This window comes from Bradyrhizobium sp. STM 3562 (assembly GCF_045571435.1).
Classification (GTDB): domain Bacteria; phylum Pseudomonadota; class Alphaproteobacteria; order Rhizobiales; family Xanthobacteraceae; genus Bradyrhizobium.
The window spans coordinates 3031358-3050936 of the sequence record NZ_CP120694.1 but is presented as its reverse complement, the minus strand read 5'-3'; the positions used below and the strand labels follow the sequence as shown (position 1 = coordinate 3050936).

General features: G+C 62.6%; 17 protein-coding genes and 1 pseudogene. 12 read left to right on the top strand and 6 right to left on the bottom strand.

Features of this window, described 5'->3' with window-relative positions; translation table 11 throughout:
* Positions 1-61 precede the first annotated feature (61 nt).
* Positions 62-1417, top strand: a complete 1356-nt coding sequence (locus P6U23_RS13960; RefSeq protein ID WP_407180316.1) for an HlyD family type I secretion periplasmic adaptor subunit — start codon at positions 62-64, stop codon at positions 1415-1417.
* A 177-nt stretch (positions 1418-1594) separates the two neighbouring features.
* Here the strand turns inward: P6U23_RS13960 and P6U23_RS13955 are convergent, their stop codons facing one another.
* The 3 genes from P6U23_RS13955 to P6U23_RS13945 all read right to left on the bottom strand — a co-directional run bounded on the left by P6U23_RS13955 (position 1595) and on the right by P6U23_RS13945 (position 4596).
* Complete coding sequence (locus P6U23_RS13955) at positions 1595-2371, bottom strand: LuxR C-terminal-related transcriptional regulator (protein WP_407180315.1); 777 nt, start codon at positions 2369-2371, stop codon at positions 1595-1597.
* A 301-nt stretch (positions 2372-2672) separates the two neighbouring features.
* Positions 2673-3179: a hypothetical protein gene (locus P6U23_RS13950; RefSeq protein WP_407180314.1), complete on the bottom strand. Its 507-nt coding sequence runs from the start codon at positions 3177-3179 to the stop codon at positions 2673-2675.
* A gap of 835 nt (positions 3180-4014) precedes the next feature.
* Complete coding sequence (locus tag P6U23_RS13945) at positions 4015-4596, bottom strand: bifunctional transcriptional activator/DNA repair enzyme AdaA (RefSeq protein ID WP_407181450.1); 582 nt, start codon at positions 4594-4596, stop codon at positions 4015-4017.
* Between the two features lie 132 nt (positions 4597-4728).
* Here P6U23_RS13945 and P6U23_RS13940 point away from each other — a divergent pair, with 132 nt between their 5' ends.
* From P6U23_RS13940 to P6U23_RS13925, 4 genes and pseudogenes are all read left to right on the top strand, one after another.
* Positions 4729-5151, top strand: coding sequence for a nuclear transport factor 2 family protein (locus P6U23_RS13940; RefSeq protein ID WP_407180313.1), 423 nt, complete (start codon positions 4729-4731; stop codon positions 5149-5151).
* Between the two features lie 421 nt (positions 5152-5572).
* Positions 5573-7227, top strand: a pseudogene (locus tag P6U23_RS13935) (OFA family MFS transporter).
* A gap of 528 nt (positions 7228-7755) precedes the next feature.
* Positions 7756-8337, top strand: coding sequence for a hypothetical protein (locus P6U23_RS13930; protein ID WP_407180312.1), 582 nt, complete (start codon positions 7756-7758; stop codon positions 8335-8337).
* 35 nt (positions 8338-8372) lie between these two features.
* A complete protein-coding gene (locus tag P6U23_RS13925) occupies positions 8373-9998 on the top strand; it encodes an ABC transporter substrate-binding protein (protein WP_407180311.1) in 1626 nt (541 codons plus the stop codon).
* A gap of 144 nt (positions 9999-10142) precedes the next feature.
* On the opposite strand, the gene P6U23_RS13920 is transcribed toward P6U23_RS13925, so the two are convergent.
* A complete protein-coding gene (locus tag P6U23_RS13920) occupies positions 10143-10805 on the bottom strand; it encodes a glutathione S-transferase (protein WP_407181449.1) in 663 nt (220 codons plus the stop codon).
* A gap of 121 nt (positions 10806-10926) precedes the next feature.
* Here P6U23_RS13920 and P6U23_RS13915 point away from each other — a divergent pair, with 121 nt between their 5' ends.
* The gene (locus P6U23_RS13915) at positions 10927-11490 is read left to right on the top strand and encodes a TetR/AcrR family transcriptional regulator (RefSeq protein ID WP_407180310.1); all 564 of its coding nucleotides are present in this window, start codon (positions 10927-10929) and stop codon (positions 11488-11490) included.
* A 16-nt stretch (positions 11491-11506) separates the two neighbouring features.
* Here P6U23_RS13915 and P6U23_RS13910 read toward each other — a convergent pair whose 3' ends face one another.
* Positions 11507-13129 carry a hypothetical protein gene (locus P6U23_RS13910; RefSeq protein ID WP_407180309.1) on the bottom strand — a complete coding sequence of 541 codons (1623 nt, stop codon included), beginning with the start codon at positions 13127-13129 and terminating at the stop codon, positions 11507-11509.
* Positions 13130-13645: 516 nt separating this feature from the next.
* Between P6U23_RS13910 and P6U23_RS13905 the strand changes: the two genes are divergently transcribed.
* From P6U23_RS13905 to P6U23_RS13895, 3 genes are all read left to right on the top strand, one after another.
* Positions 13646-13846 carry a GrpB family protein gene (locus P6U23_RS13905; protein ID WP_407181448.1) on the top strand — a complete coding sequence of 67 codons (201 nt, stop codon included), beginning with the start codon at positions 13646-13648 and terminating at the stop codon, positions 13844-13846.
* A gap of 145 nt (positions 13847-13991) precedes the next feature.
* Positions 13992-14207 carry a GrpB family protein gene (locus P6U23_RS13900; protein ID WP_407180308.1) on the top strand — a complete coding sequence of 72 codons (216 nt, stop codon included), beginning with the start codon at positions 13992-13994 and terminating at the stop codon, positions 14205-14207.
* A gap of 350 nt (positions 14208-14557) precedes the next feature.
* Positions 14558-14947 (top strand): DUF1330 domain-containing protein, encoded by a 390-nt coding sequence (locus tag P6U23_RS13895; RefSeq protein ID WP_407180307.1) that lies wholly within the window; start codon positions 14558-14560, stop codon positions 14945-14947.
* A 502-nt stretch (positions 14948-15449) separates the two neighbouring features.
* Here P6U23_RS13895 and P6U23_RS13890 read toward each other — a convergent pair.
* Positions 15450-15845, bottom strand: a complete 396-nt coding sequence (locus P6U23_RS13890; protein WP_407180306.1) for a hypothetical protein — start codon at positions 15843-15845, stop codon at positions 15450-15452.
* 1021 nt (positions 15846-16866) lie between these two features.
* Here P6U23_RS13890 and murI point away from each other — a divergent pair.
* The 3 genes from murI (at position 16867) to P6U23_RS13875 (ending at position 19398) form a co-directional block, all read left to right on the top strand.
* Positions 16867-17664, top strand: coding sequence for a glutamate racemase (murI, locus tag P6U23_RS13885; RefSeq protein WP_407180305.1), 798 nt, complete (start codon positions 16867-16869; stop codon positions 17662-17664).
* Between the two features lie 22 nt (positions 17665-17686).
* The gene (locus P6U23_RS13880) at positions 17687-18463 is read left to right on the top strand and encodes an HpcH/HpaI aldolase family protein (RefSeq protein ID WP_407181447.1); all 777 of its coding nucleotides are present in this window, start codon (positions 17687-17689) and stop codon (positions 18461-18463) included.
* 158 nt (positions 18464-18621) lie between these two features.
* On the top strand, positions 18622-19398 hold the full coding sequence (locus tag P6U23_RS13875; protein WP_407180304.1) for an acyltransferase: 777 nt from the start codon (positions 18622-18624) through the stop codon (positions 19396-19398).
* Positions 19399-19579: the final 181 nt, after the last annotated feature.

The window sequence follows — 19579 nt, the reverse complement described above, 5'->3', positions numbered from 1 at the left end:
CTGGAAGCGACAAGAAGCACGCGGGCCGTCGCCCGAACTCAGGGAATCCCGGCGAGGCATTATGATCACCGCCATCGACGATTTCGAGCCCGCTGAGTTTGCGTGGTGCCCGGTGCCGGCGCCGGCCTCGCCTCGCCCCAGACTTCGCGGCGTCACCTTGGCAGGCAATCTGCTCGTGCTCTGCTTTGTGGTCGGTCTCGGAACGTGGTCGGGCTTCGCGCCGCTCGAGAGCGCGGCGATCGCCTCCGGCGTCGTGGAACCGGAGTCGAGCCGCAAGACCATCCAGCATCTCGAGGGCGGCATCGTCAAAAAAATCCTGGTCGCTGACGGCGACGTCGTACGCACCGGGCAGACATTGATCGCGCTGGACAACACGCGCGTCCTCGCCGAGGTGCAGAGTCTGCAGAGCCAGTTGTGGGATGCGGCAGCACGCGAGGCAAGGCTCCGGGCCGAACAGCAGGAGCGTGATCGGGTGACGTTTCCGGCTGTGCTGGAGGCGGCGGCGCGGGAGAGTCCGTCGGCCGCGACCATCCTGACGGCGCAGAGAAACATCTTCGAAGCGCGCCGGCAGGTTTTTGAATCGCAGATCGCGGTGATCCGGCAAAAGAAGTCCGAGGTCGACTCGGAGATCGAGGGCCTCAAGGCGCAAAAGGCTGCCGCCACCCAGCGCGCCGATATCGTCCGCGAGGAACTCGACATGGTCGCGACTCTCGTCGACAAGGGACTCGAGCGGCGACCGCGCCTTCTGAACCTGCAACGGGAAATGGCCGACATCGAAGGACGCCGTGGCGAGATCACCGCGCAGATTTCGCGCGCCGAGCAGGTCATCAACGAAACGATTGCAACGCGCTTCAAGCTCGAGAGCGACAGGCAAAGCGAGATCGCGCAGGCACTGCGGGAAGCACAGAACCAGATCTTCCAGTTGCGCGAAAAACTGTTGGCGGTGGAGGATCAGCTATCCCGAACGGAGATCAAGGCGCCCGAAGACGGCGTGGTCACGGACTTGCGGATTCATACGACCGGCGGCGTAATCGCGGCCGGCGCCCCGCTGCTGGATCTGGTGCCGCGGCAGGATCGCCTGATCGTGACGGCGCGCCTTCGGCCCGAGGACATCGATGTGGTTCATCCGGGATTGAATGCCGAGGTCCATCTCGTGCCCTACAATCAGCGTCGCGTCCCGCGCCTCAAGGGAACGGTGATGCACGTGTCCGCGGACCGCCTCGTCGACAAGCGGACCGACCAACCCTATTACGCGACGAAAATTCGCGTGGAAGATCCCCGGATACGCGAGAACAACATCAAGATCATCCCGGGAATGCCTGCCGAAGTGTTCATCACGACCGGGCGCGGCACGGTCGCGCTCTATGCGCTGAGGCCCCTGCTCGACAGCTTCAACAGCGCATTCCGCGAGGATTAGTCCGACTGCGTCAAGACGCAATAAAATTAGCACGTGAGAACGTTGAACTGGCGCGAACACCCATGTCGGATCGTCATCCTGAGGCGCTCGCGAAGGCGAGCCTCGAAGGATACACGTCCCGCTGCAGCGTCCGGGCGGTCGCCTTCCATGCAGCGTGGCGCGATCCGCATGTCCGGCTCACGGCGCGGACGATTCACTCGCGTCGGAATCGCGGCTGCGAACCGGCAAGCGGCCGCTCCAGCGCAGGACTGCCTCGGTGCGATTGCGCGCGGCGCATTTGCGCATGATGTGCTGAATGTGCATTTTCACGGTGTTTTCCGAAAGCTTGAGCTTCGCCGCGATCAGCTTGTTGGGAAGGCCGAGTTCCAGCTCCGCCAGCACTTGCTGCTCGCGCGGCGTGAAGTCGACCGCGCCTTTGTCGGCAACAGCCTTTGCAAGGCCGTTGGCAAGCTGCGGCGCCGGCAGCCCGCGAGGACACGGCTGCTCAAGGCGCGACATCGCATGTGGTCCGACGATCGGCAGCGGCCTATAGACGCCGCCGGCGAGGACGAGGCGCAGGCCGGCGATTGCAAGCTCGATCGGTAAGGAGGTGGGGAAGAAGCCGCGGACGCCGAGGTTCATCGCCTCCAGCGCTGTCGCTTCGTCATCACGATTTGACCAGAGCGTGATCGAGGCATTGGGGTGGCAATCTGCCACCAGCATGAGGTCGTATTCGACGGAAGGATCGATGATGGACTTGTCCGCGATGCTCAGCGCCACCAGGCGAACGTCCCGTGCCGACGCACAATCCAGACTGTCCGTCGTTGCCATATCGATGAGATCGAAGCCGACCAATTCCTTCTTGAGAATGCTCAAGATGCAGGTGCGCGTCAAAGTGAGCGGCTCGATGATGACGACGGCCGGCAACTGCAGCGATCCGTGCAGCCGTTCTACGGAATTGACGATGTCGTCCATAATGGCCCCGAGATGCAAAGAACTGCTGATCCAATTTCACTTCTTCAAATTTCCAATTCCGATCGTGCAGTCCCCGATTTTCAATGCGAAGCGCCCATCTCTCGGCTTCGTCACAATGCACGCCACGCGAGATTTTCTATCGGCGTGTCCTTGCAGCCCGAGCACGGCAATCGTGCGACGGGTTGCATGAAAGAGATTCACGTATCAATTCCAGGCGGAAATTCTTTCCGCACGACCCAGTTCGCGCGCGACGCGATCCGTGAGCATGTTTCAACCCGGTATCTCTTTCGGCAATCATGCTCTAATTGCAGATGTTTCGATAAGCGATCGCCGCCGCCGTATCAGGCTTCCCGTCGACCACATATGCATCATCCTCTTTCACGAGATACAAAAACGGCCTCTCTCCAGTATCTTCGCCTGACGCTGTCTTCCCCTTGACGTGGCCACAGATCGTGTCCGTGGCCCGCCCGAACGTATTTTTCCTGAAAGCGCGATCCATATCGCTGAACTCTGCCGACGCCGGATTTTCCATCTTCGCCGCGATCGTGGCTCTTGCCTTGTTCAAGACGGGATCTGATGTCTCGTCCGGCCGATGATCGGGCGCGGAGACAGTGATCCTCGCCGCCGATACCGCGTTCTTGGCGTGAGCGATGGGCCTGTGCGGCTTGGCGGACGCATGTATGCTGGGCTTCGCAGAGTTGTGAGACTTCGCCTGCGCTTTCTGCGGATCCGGCTTGACGGCCACTTGCTGGAGCTGGGCCGGTGGACTGATCGCAGCTTCGTCGAAGCAGCCCTGCCACTGGAACATGCACGTCTGCAGGTGCCCCTGCGACGGCGCGAGCCAGGCGAATCCGACCAAGAGTCCGGCAACCACGCCGACGACAAGCAGTCCCATGCCATTCCCCTCCCCGAGGACGGAGCCGCATTTCTGCCAGGATGTCATTTCGCGCTGGTGGCATCATCTGTCGCGCAAAAGCGTTAAACGCTCATTAAGCGCACGCCCTTTGGCTAGCGATGCTCCGGAATCCTTGCTCCTTTAAACCCTAGCGAGATCAAAATGCAGCATCAAAATACCGAAAAGTCTCTGCCGAACTCCGGCGAACGCGCGCCCCGCTGGCCGCGCGTTTAGAAAATTGCTTCCACTCTTCATGCGCGGCCTTTGCGGGGCCGGCATCACGCTTTACACGCTCGCCTCACTGCCTTCAGCCCATTTACGCCAATGCGTCGGCTGAATGTCGATCTGCTTCTGACCTGAAGCATCGACCCATTCGGTTCCATCTCTTTGGCAGGGAAAGGCGAGCGCGTGGACTATTCCATCATAATCCAGGACACAGATTTCGAGGTCTGCGTTCGATGGCGCAACTGAAGCGGACAACCACTCTGCGGGCGACGAAGGCATGGCGTACCCTCCAATAAAGGTGCGTCCACGACACTGACTATATCAGACCCGACAGGACCTTGCGAGCGTGACCATTCGTCTTTGCTGCACCATTGATCTCGGTACCGCCGCAGGCGGCTGACTCTTTGCAGCGCAACTCACAATCCCTGGACGCCACGGTAATTATACCTTGGGTAGCAAAAGTCAAATGTGAAGAGGCTCGCATTTCATTGTTGGGCTGCGACAGATTCGCCCGACCAGTGGGTCAATGCGCAATGGCGGCTGGCGGCCGCAAGGAGCCGCGGATGCTCGACGGCGAGCGGCCATACAGTTCCAGGAAGGCGGCGTTGAATCGGCGCACGCTTCCGAATCCCGCACGGTAGGCAATCTGCGCCAGCGGATCATCCGTCGTATCGAGCAAGCGCTTTGCCCGCTGCACGCGTCGCGTTTTGGCGACCTGTTGCGGACTCGCTCCGACGTGGCGCTCGAACAGGCGCGCAAGATGGCGCGAACCGATGCCGAGCCGCTCGGAAAGCGCGGCCACCGAGTTGCAATCGAGCGCACCGCTCTCGATCAGTTTCAACGCGCGTGCGATGGTCGAGCGCGTGCCGTTCCATGCAGCGCAGAACGGCGCCGTTTCCGGGCGGCAACGCAGGCACGGCCGATAGCCCGCGGCCTCGGCCGCCGCCGCCGTGGGATAATACGTCACGTTGCGAGTAAGCGGCTGCTTCACCGGACAGACCGGACGGCAATAGATCCGCGTGGTCTTCACCGCCGTGAAGAAGCGGCCGTCATAGTGCGCATCGCGCCGCAGCCGCGCCGCGTTACAGGTCTCGAAGTCGAGCATGAGCAGATCATAGCGCACCGCGCGGGACAGCAAAATCGGTCCGCGATGATCAGGTCCGATTCCGGCCAGCAGCAACCGGTGCGCCCTCCTACACCAGAGCGATCTCCTTAGCTGACATGCAGAAGGCAAGCCATGCGCCCGACAGCCAAAGACGTCATCATCAACGCCTGGAAAACATTCAAGACCCGCGATGCCGGCTTGATTGCGGGCCTGTTCACGCCGGACGCCGAATGGATCGCGCCGGCGGACAACGCAACAGCCGTGGCGCCGTCACACACCCATCACATGATTGGTGCAGATCAAATCGCGCACTTCATCGCCTTTGACATGCACAAGCTGTTTTCCGAGATCGACATCAGCTTTCGCAGCATTCACGCGGACGGCGACACCGTGATTGTCGAAGAACGGATGCGGGCCACGCTGCCGGGCGGCAGGCCGTACGACAATGATTATTGCTTCGTGTTCAAGCTGGCCGATGAGCGTATCAGCCTGGTCCGCGAATATATGGACACGCGACGAAGTTGGCGGGCGATCTTCGAAATTTGGCCGGCATGAATGGCAATGCCGCGCATGACCTCACGTTGCGCCATCGCGCCGCCGCTGGCATCTCTCGGCTTTCGGCGCAAGCCTGCTGCAGCGTTCCCGATACCGCGCTGCTGCCGCAGTTTCGCCATCCAGGCCATGCAGGGAGAAGCCTCCTGCAGCCATGCACTGCGCTCATACTTCCTTCCGCAGGTCGTAAAAGTTTGCCTGTCGATCGGCGAAGATGCAGCGTTCAGGAGGCTCTTCGGCCTCTCCTGAGATCGCGCATCGACGGCCCGGAAGGATGTCGGAGCCTTGAGATGCGCGTTCTTGATCCCGGCGTATCTCGAAAGCTGTGCGAAGCGGCAAGATGTGGGCGCACATCAGCCGAAGTTGTGGGAGCGGGATCTTAGGGCAGGCAGCGCCAGAGGGTGGCTGTCCAGGGGAGATTTGAATGACGACTGCTGAGACTGCCGGCGTCCTGCCGGGCGCCGGGACGGGTATTCTTGATCGCTCGCACACGATCGCCAAGGCGGGCTTCAATCGCTGGCTGGTGCCGCCCGCGGCACTGTGCATCCATCTTTGCATCGGCATGGCCTACGGCTTTTCGGTGTTCTGGCTGCCGCTGTCGCGCGCGATCGGCATCACCCAGAGCAAGGCTTGTGCCGACATGTCGCTGTGGCAGGAGCTGTTCACCACCACCTGCGACTGGCGCGTCGCCAGCATGGGCTGGATGTTCACGCTGTTCTTCGTGCTGCTCGGCGTCTCCGCCGCGATCTGGGGCGGCTGGCTCGAGCGCGTCGGCCCGCGCAAGGCGGGCGTCGTCGCCGCGCTGTGCTGGGGCGGCGGCCTCATCATCGCGGCGCTCGGGGTCTATGTGCATCAGCTCTGGATCATGTGGCTGGGCGCCGGCGTGATCGGCGGCGTCGGCCTCGGGCTCGGCTACATCTCGCCGGTCTCGACCCTGATCAAGTGGTTTCCGGATCGCCGCGGCATGGCGACCGGCATGGCGATCATGGGGTTTGGCGGCGGCGCCATGATCGGCGCGCCACTGGCGGACTTGCTGATGAACTATTTCAAGACCCCGACCTCGGTCGGCGTCTGGGAGACCTTCGTCACCATGGGCGTGATCTATTTCGTGTTCATGATGATCGGCGCCTTCGCCTATCGCGTGACGCCGTCGGGCTGGCAGCCGGACGGCTGGACGCCGCCGAGCGAAAAGAAGTCGATGATCACCGAGCACCACGTGCATCTCGACAACGCGCACAAGACGCCGCAGTTCTGGCTGATCTGGTGGGTGCTGTGCTTGAACGTCTCCGCCGGCATCGGCGTGATCGGCATGGCCTCGCCGATGCTGCAGGAGATCTTCGCCGGCAAGCTGATCGGGCACCCCGAGCTTGCCTTCGGCCAGCTCTCGGTCGAGCAGAAGACGATGATCGCGGAATCGCCGCCGGCTTTGCCGGGCTATTGTCGCTGTTCAACATCGGCGGCCGCTTCTTCTGGGCCTCGCTGTCGGACTATATCGGCCGCAAGAACACCTACTACACCTTCTTCATTCTCGGCATCGTGCTCTATGCCTCGGCGCCGACCTTCGCGACCATGGGCTCGAAACTTCTGTTCGTGCTCGCCTTCTGCATCATCCTGTCGATGTATGGCGGCGGCTTCTCCACCGTGCCGGCCTATCTCGCCGACATGTTCGGCACCCAGTTCGTGGGCGCCATCCACGGCCGGCTGCTGACGGCGTGGTCGACGGCCGGCATCATCGGCCCGGTGGTGGTGAACTATATCCGCGAGTTCCAGCTCGCCGCCGGCGTGCCGCGCGACCAGCTCTATAACTCGACGATGTATGTCCTCTGCGCGATGCTGGTCGCGGGCCTCATCTGCAACTATCTCGTCAAGCCGGTGAACCCGAAATGGTACATGCGCGCCGACGAGGTGGCGAAGCTGCAGGCGGCCAGCGCGCAAAAGGAGGCCGCCGTCCAGCACGGCTCGTTCGGCATCGGCAAGGGCGGCCTCGACGTCAAGGCCGCGCTGTTCTGGGCCTTCGTCGGCATCCCGCTGGCCTGGGGCGTTTACCGGACCCTGCTGAGCGCGGCCAAGATCTTCTGACCGCCATTTCCGGCCAGCGGCTGGCTTGACGGAGGGACGCGCGGGAAGCGCGCGTCCCTCTCCGTTTCTTAGCAAGTGGTTAACCCGATTGCCGCATTCCCTAACCGCAGGTTAATTCATTGAACCTCCGAGAGAATTTCCCGTTTCTGACGGAGATATGCCCAATAAGCGGGGCCCATCGGCAAAGACTCAACGCGGTTCTGCCGCGATTTGGACTTACTCTTGACGCGCGCGCGTCACTTCTCATTGAAAGAGGTGGACCGTCACATCGCGGGAAGCTGCGACATTTGCCTGGGGGCGCCAGGGGGCGGCAATGGAAGCGAGAACGACGCTGCGGTCTCGGACGCATGGTTGCGCTCCGATGCTGGCAGCATGGCACGGTGAGCCGGGTCTAGATCTGGCCGCGCGATATTTTGCGGCACGCCGGAGCGTCGCCGAATTTTCCCAGCCCCCTGTTGCTTCGAGCCTTTGGCCGGCGCGGCCAGAGGACCGGAACGTTACAGCAGTCACGCGTCAGAGGAGTAGCGTATGAGCGTGTTGAGTGAGCAAGAACCGACCGGCCCGCACGATCCATTGCACTATGCTCCCCGCCGCCGGGCGGAACGATCGGGCATCCGTCTGTCGACCGTTACCTCGGCGGTGGGCGAAACGCAGTTCGATAGTCCCTTCAGAGTTGATACTTCGAGCAGCCCCTTTTCCCCCTCGCTCGACGTCCCGTTTGAGGATGCCATCGGGGAGTCGCTGCGCCGCCACCTGGATCCCCAGGTGATGCCTGAACCGGCCGCGTTCGCGCGGGAGGGCTCGCGACCGCGCAAATGGCTGATGCTGGGCGGTGGCATCGCCGCAGGCGTCGGTGTTGCGGCGGTCGCGGCCCTGCTTCTGGTCACGATTATGCCCGCATCGAGGGACGGCGGCGCCCGTTCGGGGTTTGCTGCAACCGCCGCCGAGCCGCGTGCGGATGACGCAGCGAAACCGGCAATTTCCCAATTCCGATCGATTCTCGTCTCCGGCGAGGGCGATCAGGCCGGGGCGCGCGAACAACCGCAACAGCTCCTCGAGCGGTTCATGCAGTGGCGCCAGAAGACGGATTCCGCCCAACATCAGCAATAGGGGACATCACCAGAAGTAAGGGGATAGCAACGGCAATGACTGGTTACGCGTCCGACATCACCCAGGCGCGAAGCTCGCGATGGCAAGCGCGCTGGGCGACAGCTTTGTTCAGTGCCCTGCTCGCGACTGCCGCGAGCGCAGCGCCGGCCGACAACATCAATGTGGTCCGCGATCTCGCGAGCCGGGTCGGGCCGATCATCGGCTCGGCTTTGGCCTGCCCTGATATTGCGCAATATCGCATCCTGACTGCCGCCAACAAGTTCCGCGCGGTGATCAAGGAAGCCTCCCCCAACGATGCCGACCGCGATGATTTGGCACGGCTGTTCGACCGCTATGTCAGCGATGGCCGCGCCGCCGTGACCACCGGAAAGATCAATTGCGGGGTCGCCGAGCGCCAGCTTGCCGATCTCGAACAATCCATCTCCACGCCCGGCTCCGCGGCGGCCGGATCGAGCGCCGCATCCGCCCTATCCGGCGTCATCGCTTCCGCCGCGGCGGCGACCGCGCCCACGGCGCCGCTGCCACAGCCCGCCACCAGCACCGCACGCGGCGTGACCGATCGCGAGATCCGGTTCGGCATCGTGGGGCCGTTCTCCGGCGCCTCGCGCGAACTCGGACGCCAGATGAAGCTCGGCATCGACACCGCCTTCAGCCGCATCAACGATGCCGGCGGCGTCGACGGCCGGATGTTACGGTTGATCGCGGCCGATGACGGCTATGAGCCGGCGCGAACGCTCGGCGCGATGAAGCAGCTCTACGAGAAGGACCAGGTGTTTGCCTATATCGGCAATGTCGGAACGCCGACCGCGGCTGTCGCCGTGCCCTACGCGCTCGAGCATCGCACGCTGTTTTTCGGCGCCTTCACCGGCGCCAATATCCTGCGCAACGACCCGCCCGACCGCTATGTGTTCAACTATCGCGCATCCTACGCGGAAGAGACCGATGCGGTGGTGCGTTATCTCCTGAAGATCCGCCGCCTGCAGCCAAGGCAGATCGCGGTCTTCGCCCAGCAGGATGCTTATGGCGATGCCGGCTTTGCCGGGGTGGCCAAGGCCTTCCGCTCGCTTGGTCTGAACGACGGCGCAATCCTGCGCCTCAACTACAAGCGGAACACGGTCGATGTGGACGAGGCGGTCAATCTGCTGCGCGTGCAGAAGCCGGCCATCAAAGCCGTGGTCATGGTCGCGACCTACCGCGCCGCCGCGAAGTTCATCGAAAAGACCCGCGATCTCTATCCCGGCATGGTCTACACCAACGTCTCCTTCGTGGGCTCGACCGAGCTTGCCGACGAACTGATGTTGCTGGGACCCCGCTTTGCCAGCGGCGTGATCGTGACCCAGGTGGTGCCGGCGGTCGGCGGCTATTCGAGCGCGGTGCTCGAATACAAGAATGCGCTTGCCAAATATTTTCCTGGTGAAGCGCCCGACTACGTCTCGTTCGAGGGCTATGTCGCCGCCAACGTCCTGATTCAGGGCATCAAGCGAGCGGGTCCACAGTTCGACACCGAGAAGCTGATCGACACGCTGGAGAACATGCGCAATCTCGATCTCGGTCTCGGCTCGACCCTCAATTTCGGACGCGCGGAGCATCAGGCTTCGCACAAGATCTGGGGCACCGCGATCGACGAGAACGGCAAGTACCAGCCGGTCGAGCTCGAATAGCAATGCCCATCTGACTGAAGGCTGGAGCGCGACGAAGCGTTTACGCGGCGATCGTGCTCGGACAACAGATGAGATCATGATCCGATTGCGTCCAATCGGATCATGATCTGACGGCAACGGCTTTTGGCCGCCGCACGCATCCGCTCAATCCGTTCGCCTGCTCTCGCTGGATGCCGATATCGATAGCTGGTTCTTTACGCTGGGACGCTCCTGCATCCTTGCGTACCAGGCTTGAAGAGCGTTGCACTCCGCGGGCACCGACAGTTTCACGATCGCCGCAAAGATCAGACCGCCTATCACCGTGATGTCGGCCATCGAGAACCTCTCACCGGCCACGAACGGCTGTGTCTTCAGAACGGCATCGAAGTAGCGCATCCCCCTCAGGGCCTTGTCGCGCTGACGCAACCCCCACTCGGCGTTCTGATAGATCTCGACGTCCGGTCCAAGCCCCGGCGTGGCGTGGTGGAAATAGACACTGATGGCGTCGAGCAACTCCAACTCGGCGCGTTTGCTCATCATGTGGATCAAGCCCTTGTCGCGCGCTGTCCTGCCGGTGAGCGTGGGAGCGCCATCAAGCGCGTCAAGGTACTCGGTAATGGCCGTGCACTCGGCGATGAACGTGCCGTCCTCGAGTTCGAGCACCGGTAGCGTGCCCGAGTAGTTCTTGGCGAGGAAGTCGGGCTTTTTGTGCTCGCCCTTCCATAGATTGACCGTCACAAACTCGACCCGCGATTGCAGGTTCTTTTCGGCCAATGCGATACGGACGCGCGCCGGATATGGACCGGTGGGCCAATCGTAGATCTTCATCATGAGCTCCTTCGCGGATTCTACCTAACAGATGGTAGGGACCGAATAGGGCTTCAAATTCGTTCGGTCAAGGCCTATCTGTCACTTGGTAGGCTCAGTAGCGGAGAAGTGAGGAAGCGAGATGAGTTCGAGCTCTAAGGAGGCCATCCTGGCGGCCGCCAAACGGACCGCGCAGGCGCATGGCTACGGCGGCTTGAACTTCCGCGATCTCGCGGACGAGGTGGGCATCAAGGCCGCAAGCATCTACCATCATTTTCCGAGCAAGGCCGATCTCGGCGCGGCGGTCGCCAGGCGCTATTGGGAGGACACCGCGGCCCAACTGGAAGCGATGCTAGCCGAAACCTCGGATCCGGCCCGCTGCCTGCGCCAATACCCCGACGTGTTTCGCAGATCGCTCGAGAGTGACAATCGCATGTGCCTCTGCAGCTTCATGGCTGCCGAACATGATGACCTGCCGGAAGCGGTGAAGCACGAGGTCCAGGCCTTTGCGGATGTCAACGTGGCGTGGCTAAGCAAGGTGCTGTCCGCTGCGGCCGTGGTCAGGGCCGAGGAAAGCGAACCGCGGGCCCGCGCGATCTTCGCCGCCATCGCCGGCGCTCAGTTGATTGCAAGGAGCCGCTCGGACATCTCGCTCTACGACGCGCTGATTGACAGCTATCGCGCAGCAGGTCTCCTGCCCGCGTAGACGGCACGGGAGACCGTCAGTTCGCCAGATAGGACCTGGCCTCCTCCAGTTCGGGGCGTGCAGGACCGACGGGTTTGCTGAGCGCTACAAGCTTCCGGTAGGCGTCGCGAGCGGTCGCGGAGTCACCCGTCTGTTTCGCGGCTCTCGCCTCGCCGAGAAGGCTGCGGAAGCGATTGGGATCGGTGCTCAACATCGCCCGGTACTCGATCAGCGCCGCCGCCGGCTGGTTGAGTTCGAGCAACAGATCGGCCAATAGCTCGCGCGGCGGCAGCACCGAGGACGGGGTCGCCGGGTGCTTGTCCATCGTGGCGTCCAAATCGACAGCGGCCCGCAGCAACGCGACGGCCGTTTTGTCGTCGTCTCGGACGTGAGCCAAGATGCCGGCGGCCGCCAGGCGCTGGACCTCGACCTGGTTGGCCCAATAGAGGTCGTTGTCCTTCAGCTTGTCCGCGAGCGATTGCAGGTGGCCGATCTCCACCTCGGCGCCGGCGATGTTTGCAGTCCGCGCGTCGCCCAGCGCGCGAGCATAGGCGATCATCGCTTCTGCCCAGGGAAAGCGCTCAAGCGGGAAACCGATCGCCGGCTCGCTCAGCGCGGCAGCAGCCTGCCAGTCACGGCGTTCGAGCGCATAACGAACCGGGATCGCGGCGACAGCGTAAGCCCCGGCCAGGTTCGCACCCTCACCCTGTCGAAAGTCGGCAAGTTCGTCGACCACCTCCTTGGCCGGGCCATCCTGCGCGATCTGCAGATAGGCGTATTCGAGATAGTCCATCGTGTGGAGGGTCTCCTGGTCATAGCTCCCCGGCCCCCGGCTCTTTTGCGCATAATCAAGCGCGGCGGCGTGAGCGGCGCGGTTGGAGTCGATCGATTGCTGCCACATGCCAAGCCGGGTGAAGATGTGCGACGGCATGTGCAGCGCGTGCGGCACGTCGGGTGCGACCTTGGCGTAGCAGATCGCGGCGTCCAGCCCCGCCGCAGCGAATTGTGGCGAGTCGTCGCTGTGGATCAGGTAATGCACGACGCCAGGATGGTTCGGCTCCTCCTTCCAGATTTTGTTGAGGATGTCGGCCGCCTTTCTTTGGTTGGCAAAGGTCTTGTCGGTTTTGAGCGCACTGGCGTTGAGCGCCAGCGCATAGAACACCGCGGCCTCGCGGTCGTCCGGGTAACGCTCATGCACCTGCTCCATCGCCTTTTCGTAGGCGACCGCACGAGTCTGATGGTTGAGCTTGTCATTGTCGCGATAGAAGGCGGCGATCGCTGCGATGTAATCCGCCTCGCGCGGCGTCTGGGTCGGGGCCGCCATCGCCTTCGCGATCGCCTCGGAGCCGGCTTTGAGCGCGGCAGGCGATGGAGGGTACCACAGCGGATACCAATGACTCATCGCGATGCCCCAATAGGCCATCGCACAGCCGGGCTCGGAGGCGGCGATCGCCGTGAACTGCTTTAGCGCCTCAGGGTACCAGAACGAATGCAGGGTCCACACCGCGTGCTTGAATGCTTGTTGTGATGTCGGCCCGCAGGAGATTGCGAAATCGACCTCCTCGATGACCTTGGGCGCGGTGTCCGCCCGCAACCCCTGCAACGGCAGCGCCAGCAGCGCAGCAGCAACGAAACTTGTTGAAATTGGATGATATCTCACGGCGATGCCCTCCCAACCTGGGACCGCTCCACGATAGAAGCTAGAATGGCCGGTATGTGTTGAGTAGCTCACACTCGATATTCACGCGTGTTGTGTCTCTGACATCTGATTCACTCGGTTGCTTCACTCGGTGTCATTCCGGGGCTCGCGAAGCGAGAACCCGGAATCTCGCGCCACAACCTCTTCATTCCGGGCTCAGCCCTGCGGGCTGCCCCGGAATGACAGAATGGATTGTCAGAGTCACAACACCAGGAAAGACCTCCGCGTCCGTCCTCAAGTGCAATGCTCGCACGAGGCCGGGCGCGTTTACTTGACCTGTCTTTGCATAGAACGAGCGGCACCCGCTCAATCCTCGCCGGACTCAACGCCTAAACCTGGACCAGCGCAAGCGAGGAAATCCGGCAGCTTCGCTGTCCCGTGGCCTCGTCCCCGGTGCCAGCGACTGTGGCGGACCACCCAATAAGCCAGGAGTGAAGCCTCGGCCGCTACCCGCGTGGTAAGGTTTCAAGAAACGAAATTGGGGGGCGGCATGGAGAAATACGGAGCCGGATCGATTGTTGTCTCCGACTAGACCCCAACTGGCCAACACTATTCGAGCAGGAGCGCACCAGGATCAAGAATGCTCTCGGCTCGTTCGTTTTGGCCGTTGAGCACATCGGCAGCACGGCGGTCCCAGATCTGCCATCGAAACCATCATCGACCTGTTGGTTGGCGTAGCTAGCCTGGAAGACGCAAGAAAACGATCCATCGAGTCGGTCGAGCCGCTCGGCTACAATGACCTGCCGCAGTACGCGTCACGGCTCCCCGGCGAGTCGTTCTTCGTAAGGGACCTCCAGGACAGGCGACTCACCATGTGCATTTGATGGAGCCATCTTGTCCTCGCTGGGACGCGCTCCTGGTGTTTCGCGATTACCTGCGCGCGCATCCCGAGGCAGCCCGCGCCTACGCCGACATCAAGCGAGCCCTTGCTGCTTCGGCGAAAGACGACATCGAAGCCTATCGGACCGGCAAGGACATGTTCGTCGCAGAGACGACAGCGAAAGCCCGCGCATGGCGCGCGAACGCAGGACATGGATAGCAGGGCCGAACTCGACCTGCATTTCAGAGCCCAACGCCTGCTCTTGGGCCCGTCTCGACCGCTGCGACAATTGGCTCGACGCCGCCTCTCAGGGGTAAAGCCGGTATGGCCGGCGCCAGCAAAATCGACGCGAATGATCGAGAGCCGTCTTTCGCTGTTTGTCGTGCCGCTCCGTAGCGGGGGGTCATGCGTTGTTTCCGCTCGCTGAGTTCCGTCCACAAGGACGCATTGGCAGTCCCTGGAAAACGGGCCTTCGTTCCTGAACCTTCGATTTGGCAGCGCGACATACGACAGGGGACAACGTCTGGCCGTCGTCTTTTCAACCGGTTTTGCACAATTGGAGGACTGCCATGAAATCCAATTTTGGAATCGCAATGGCAATGCTCGCCGGCATCGCGATTGGAGCAGTAGCGGTTCAGGGTCTCCACGCTCAAGGAGCTAAGCCGAAAGCCTACTCTGTCAGCGAGAGCGAAGTTCTCGACGCTTCAGCCCTAGCGGCATACCTGCCAGCCGCTCGCAAGGCAATAGAAACGGCCCATGGTCGCGCCTTACGCACCGCGGCCGGACGGGTTGTTCAAATAGAGGGCGGACCAGCCCCCAAGAGTGTGGGCATCGTCGAATGGGATAGCTTGGACGACGCTGTGGCCTTCTACAAGTCGAAAGCATGGGCCGAACTTGCGCCCCAGCGTGACAAGGCAGTCAAGGTCGCGCAGAGATACGTCGTCGAAGTGGAAAGGTAGTGTGGTCGGACGTAGCGCCCAAACCTGCGCCTGCGGCGAGGCTGTCATGTTGACGGGCTCGGCTCGCCGTTTTGCATCCGGCCCATTGTGAACCCCGCTTCCCTTCGGCCTTGTGGGGCGAAGCCGACGTGATTTGCTGGTCCCGAGTACTACGGCTCTTGACCCAACTCCGACATGGCTGATCGGGCAAGGACGGTCGCGCGGATGTCCGACGCCCGAACACGAAATCGTCACAGACCGTCCTATCGCAGCCGCGAAGTCAATCCTGTATGGTCAAGAGCGTTATCGGCAGGAGCCACCCATGCTCGCTTCGATTATGTCTTGCTTAGTCGTTATCGGGCTGATGTTTTGGTGCGGCCGCGTAACCGCGAACTTCGCGGCCGAGAGAGGCCGGTCAAAGCGCACTTGGTTCCTCTGGGGAGCGCTGTTCTTTCCCCTCTTTCCGGCCCAATGGTTCGTCTTGGGGATGCTACCAAAAAAGTAAAACCGCTTCAGGCTGGCGTTAGATGCTCTGGCGAATAGCTGCGTAGGTTGCATCGGTCCAAAAGTACTCGTGAACGGCGATCACATCACATCCGTCCGCCTTAGCGGCGCTCATTGCTTCGACTGTAAAGTGAATCCCCGCGAGCAAGGTCGGGCCATGCGGCGCTGGAAGTTTCCCTAACGCATGGGACACCGCACGTCCCGTGACGACCCCGTCTGGGAATTTAAGAACGAACGAGTATTTCGCCACATTAGGATTTGCGGCATATTGCTTGGCGAGCCTTTGACCGACCGCCTTCTTCATCGAAGGAGCATCAGCCGGAACGTCGCGTATGATAGCTGGTTTGCGGCTCATCGTATTTCTGCCTGCCAGTTGTGATGTAACCCTCAGACCAACGATACTGATTTGGTCCATCTCAAGCGATCGGAAAGCAATCGGCTCATCGCGAAAGCCCGAACATAGTGAATGTCCGGTGGTGGGCCCTGAAGGACCTTTCCGGAACGTCTGTTCCTGCGCCGCTCTCTAAACTAAGCAGACGTTCGTCAGGTGACAGCTATCGAGATCACGGCTTGTCTGCGCCAAATAGCCCGCCTTGCGCATTTCACCCAGGGCGCTGCGTTCTGATTCGCGCCTCGCTGGCAAACGCGTTCGATTTCTGCTTCGGCCGCGCTGCTCCGGGGTGCGCAGACCCGCGAAAATCGATGCGCGCAAAATCTAATTTCGTGAGGCGCTTCAAGTCGATTCGGGCAGTCCAGTCGTTCAGGCAGAAATTTTTCCCTTTCGTTTTTCCCGAAATTGATGGTTACTCATCGCCATCCCGGCCCGCCAGAGGGACGTATCGCGATCGTCACATACGTTGGGCCGGCGATGCGGTGGACGCGTTGGTGCCGTCTGACGAACGGCTTCTTTCGCGGACGGCGAAGTCGTGTGGTCCTGGCGCCCCAAGGCTGGCGCTAAATCAGCGACGATGCAAGGGCATCGCGCTGATGACGGTGACAACAAAGTCTGGCTCACCGGGGAGAGCGCGGAGTAAGCCGTAAACCACTGCGCAGGGAAGGCCGGTGTGACCCCGCCTTACCTGTGGTTGCTCCCGTGTGCATTTCTTAGCGCATCTGCCGCACACGGGGCCATGGGTGCGGCGGACACCCGGCCTTCCCTGCGCCCTCTGACTTTGGAGGGACAAGGATCGCAACACAACTCGGACGCAATCCGTCGCGAGAATGCCTATTCGTGTCTTGGTCATTCCGGGGCCATGCCACCCGGTCCGCGAAGCGCGGCCGGATGACAGGCTCCGCATCGAACTATGGTGCGCAATTCCGCACCCGAGAATCTCGAGATTCCGGGTTCGCCTCTTTGAGGCGCCCCGGAATGACGGCGAGGTTACGTCTGCCAGGAAAACAACCGATTAATAACTTCTTACCCATAGAATTTAGCCGTGCCAATTCGTCCCACCATCCTCGTCTTCGACTCCGGCCTCGGCGGCCTCACGGTGCTGCGCGAGATCGTGACGGCACGCCCCGATCCGCGCTACGTCTATGTCGCCGACGACGCCTTCTTTCCCTACGGCCAACACAGCGAGGACGAGATCATCGGCCGTGTGGTGCCGCTGATCGGCGAACTGATCGCGCGGCACGCGCCCGATCTCGTGGTGATCGCCTGCAACACCGCCTCGACGCTCGTGATGTCGCATCTGCGTGCCGCTTATTCCGTGCCGTTCGTGGGAACGGTGCCCGCGATCAAGCCGGCCTGCGCGAAGTCGAAGAGTAAGCGCGTCTCGGTGCTCGGCACCAAGGGTACCGTGCAGCGCGAATATACCCGCGCGCTGATCCGCGATTTCGCTGGCGGCTGCGAGGTGACGCTGGTCGGCTCGCCCGAACTGGCTGCGCTCGCGGAAGCCGCGCTGAGCGGTGGCGACGTCAGCGATGCCGCGATCGCGGCCGAGATCGCGCCCTGCTTCGTCGCCGATATCGGTGATCCGGACGCGCGCACCGACACCGTCGTGCTCGCCTGCACGCACTACCCGCTCCTGCTCGATCGCCTGGTGCAACTCGCGCCATGGAAGGTCGACTGGATCGACCCGGCGCCGGCGATCGCGCGCCGGGTGTGCGATCTCCTGAGCACGCACCGTGGCGAGGCCGACGAGGCCGACGCCGAGCTGATCTTCACCTCGAAGCGGCCGCACAATCTGAGCCGCGCGCTGATGCCTTTCTTTGGCGGCCGCGTTCCCGCCTGATCCGCAGGAGCAAGCGATGGCGATGCCCGACACGCCCACTCCCCTCAATCGCCTGCGCAAGGAGTGGCGCGAGGGGCGCCCGACCTTTGGCGCCATCGCCACCATTCCCTCAATTCAGACCGTGCAGATCATGGCGCGCTCGGGGCTCGACTGGATCATCGTCGATCTCGAGCACGGACCGATCGATTTGAATGCAGCGCATGCGATGATCACGGCGACATCGGGCACGCCTTGCGTGCCCTTCGCGCGGATTGCGTCCAACGAGCCCTGGCTTGCGAAAGCGCCGATGGATATCGGCGCGCTCGGCATCAACTTTCCGATGATCCTCAATCGCACTGATGCGGAAAAGGCCGTCCGCGCCCTGCGCTATCCGCCGCGTGGCGAGCGGCTGTGGGGACCGTTTCACGCGCCGTTCCGCTGGGGCGTGTCGATGGCCGACTACATGGCGACCGCCGATGACGACATGATCTGCATGATCACCATCGAGCACGTCGAGGCCGTCAAGAACATCGACGAGATCATGGCGACGCCCGGCATCGATATCGCCGTGATCGGGCCCGGGGACCTCGCCACCTCGATTCAGAAGCGCGGCCTGGTCGATGATCCCGAAGTGATGCTGCTGATCGCGCGCGCTGAGGAAGGCATCTTGAAAAGTGGCGTGCCGATCGGCGGTGTGGCACCCAGCGCCGAACAGGCCAACGCGATGATCGCGCGCGGCTATGTCGCGCTCGCCCTGGGGTTCGACTGGTCGCTGTTCCAGCGCGGCATCGCCGCGAGTTTTGCCGGCATCAAGCGCTGACACGCTTTCTTGTCGTTGCGCCTGCGGAAAAAACCGGCATTCGCCCAGTCCTGGCCACAAAGCGGGCGTCCATGCAGGGCGGTTCGTGCTAGACCACTGGCCCGTGGGCTGGGATGCTTCCGGTGCAAGCTGAGCCTTTGTAACCTGAGCTTTGGGGAATGCGGGGAACTACTCGAAAGATCTCACTGCCGCGCCGCTTCGTCATTGATCTGATGCGTGCGTCCATGGAGGTGCCCTTCGTGTCGCTGTCGCGCCCGCTCGATGTGCGGCAGTTGATCGCGGCGCGCGCGGGCGTGGCCCGGCCGCCCGGCTGGGCCGCGATCTTCGTCAAGGCCTTTGCGCTCGTGGCCCGCGATGAGCCGATCCTGCGCACGCTCTACGCCCATTGGCCGCGGCCGCATTTCTACGAGCTGCCCCGCTGCGCGGCGATGGTGGCGATCGCGCGCGTCGAGGACGGCGAAGAATGCATCCTGATGGAGCGGGTCCTGGGCGGCGACGACATGCCGCTTGCGGAGATCGACGCCCAGCTCCGGCGCGCCAAGCACGCGCCGCTCGACGAGGTCGGGTCGTTCCGGCGGATCAAGAGGATGTGCGGCGTGCCGCAGCCGCTGCGCCGGCTGGGCTGGTGGCTCGCGGGGCGGACCGGGCGCTGGCACGCCACCAATTTCGGCAATTACGGCGTGACCTCGGCGGCGGCGTCGGGCGGCGGCGAGCTCCACGCCATCGGCCCCGGTCCGTTCGTCCTGAGCTACGGCTTGGTGCGGCCCGACCACGCCATCGAGGTCGTCATCCGCTGGGATCACCGGGTCACCGATGCCGCCCCGATCGCCAAGACCATGACGCGCCTGGAACAGGTGCTGAACGGCGAAATATCAGCCGAACTGCGCGGCAGCCGGCAGGCGGAGGGCAAGCCGGTGCGGGCGGTAGCGAAATGAGGCTGTTGGCCGTCATTCCGGGGCAGTGCGCAGCACCGAACCCGGGATCTCGAGGTTCCCGGCTCGGTCTTTCAGACCGCCCCGGAATGACGGCGGAATCCGTTGACAAAGAACCCGATTTCCCCCTAAAAGCCCTCTGCTCGCGGGCCGATTTCGGCCCGCGAAGCGTTTCGCGACCCGT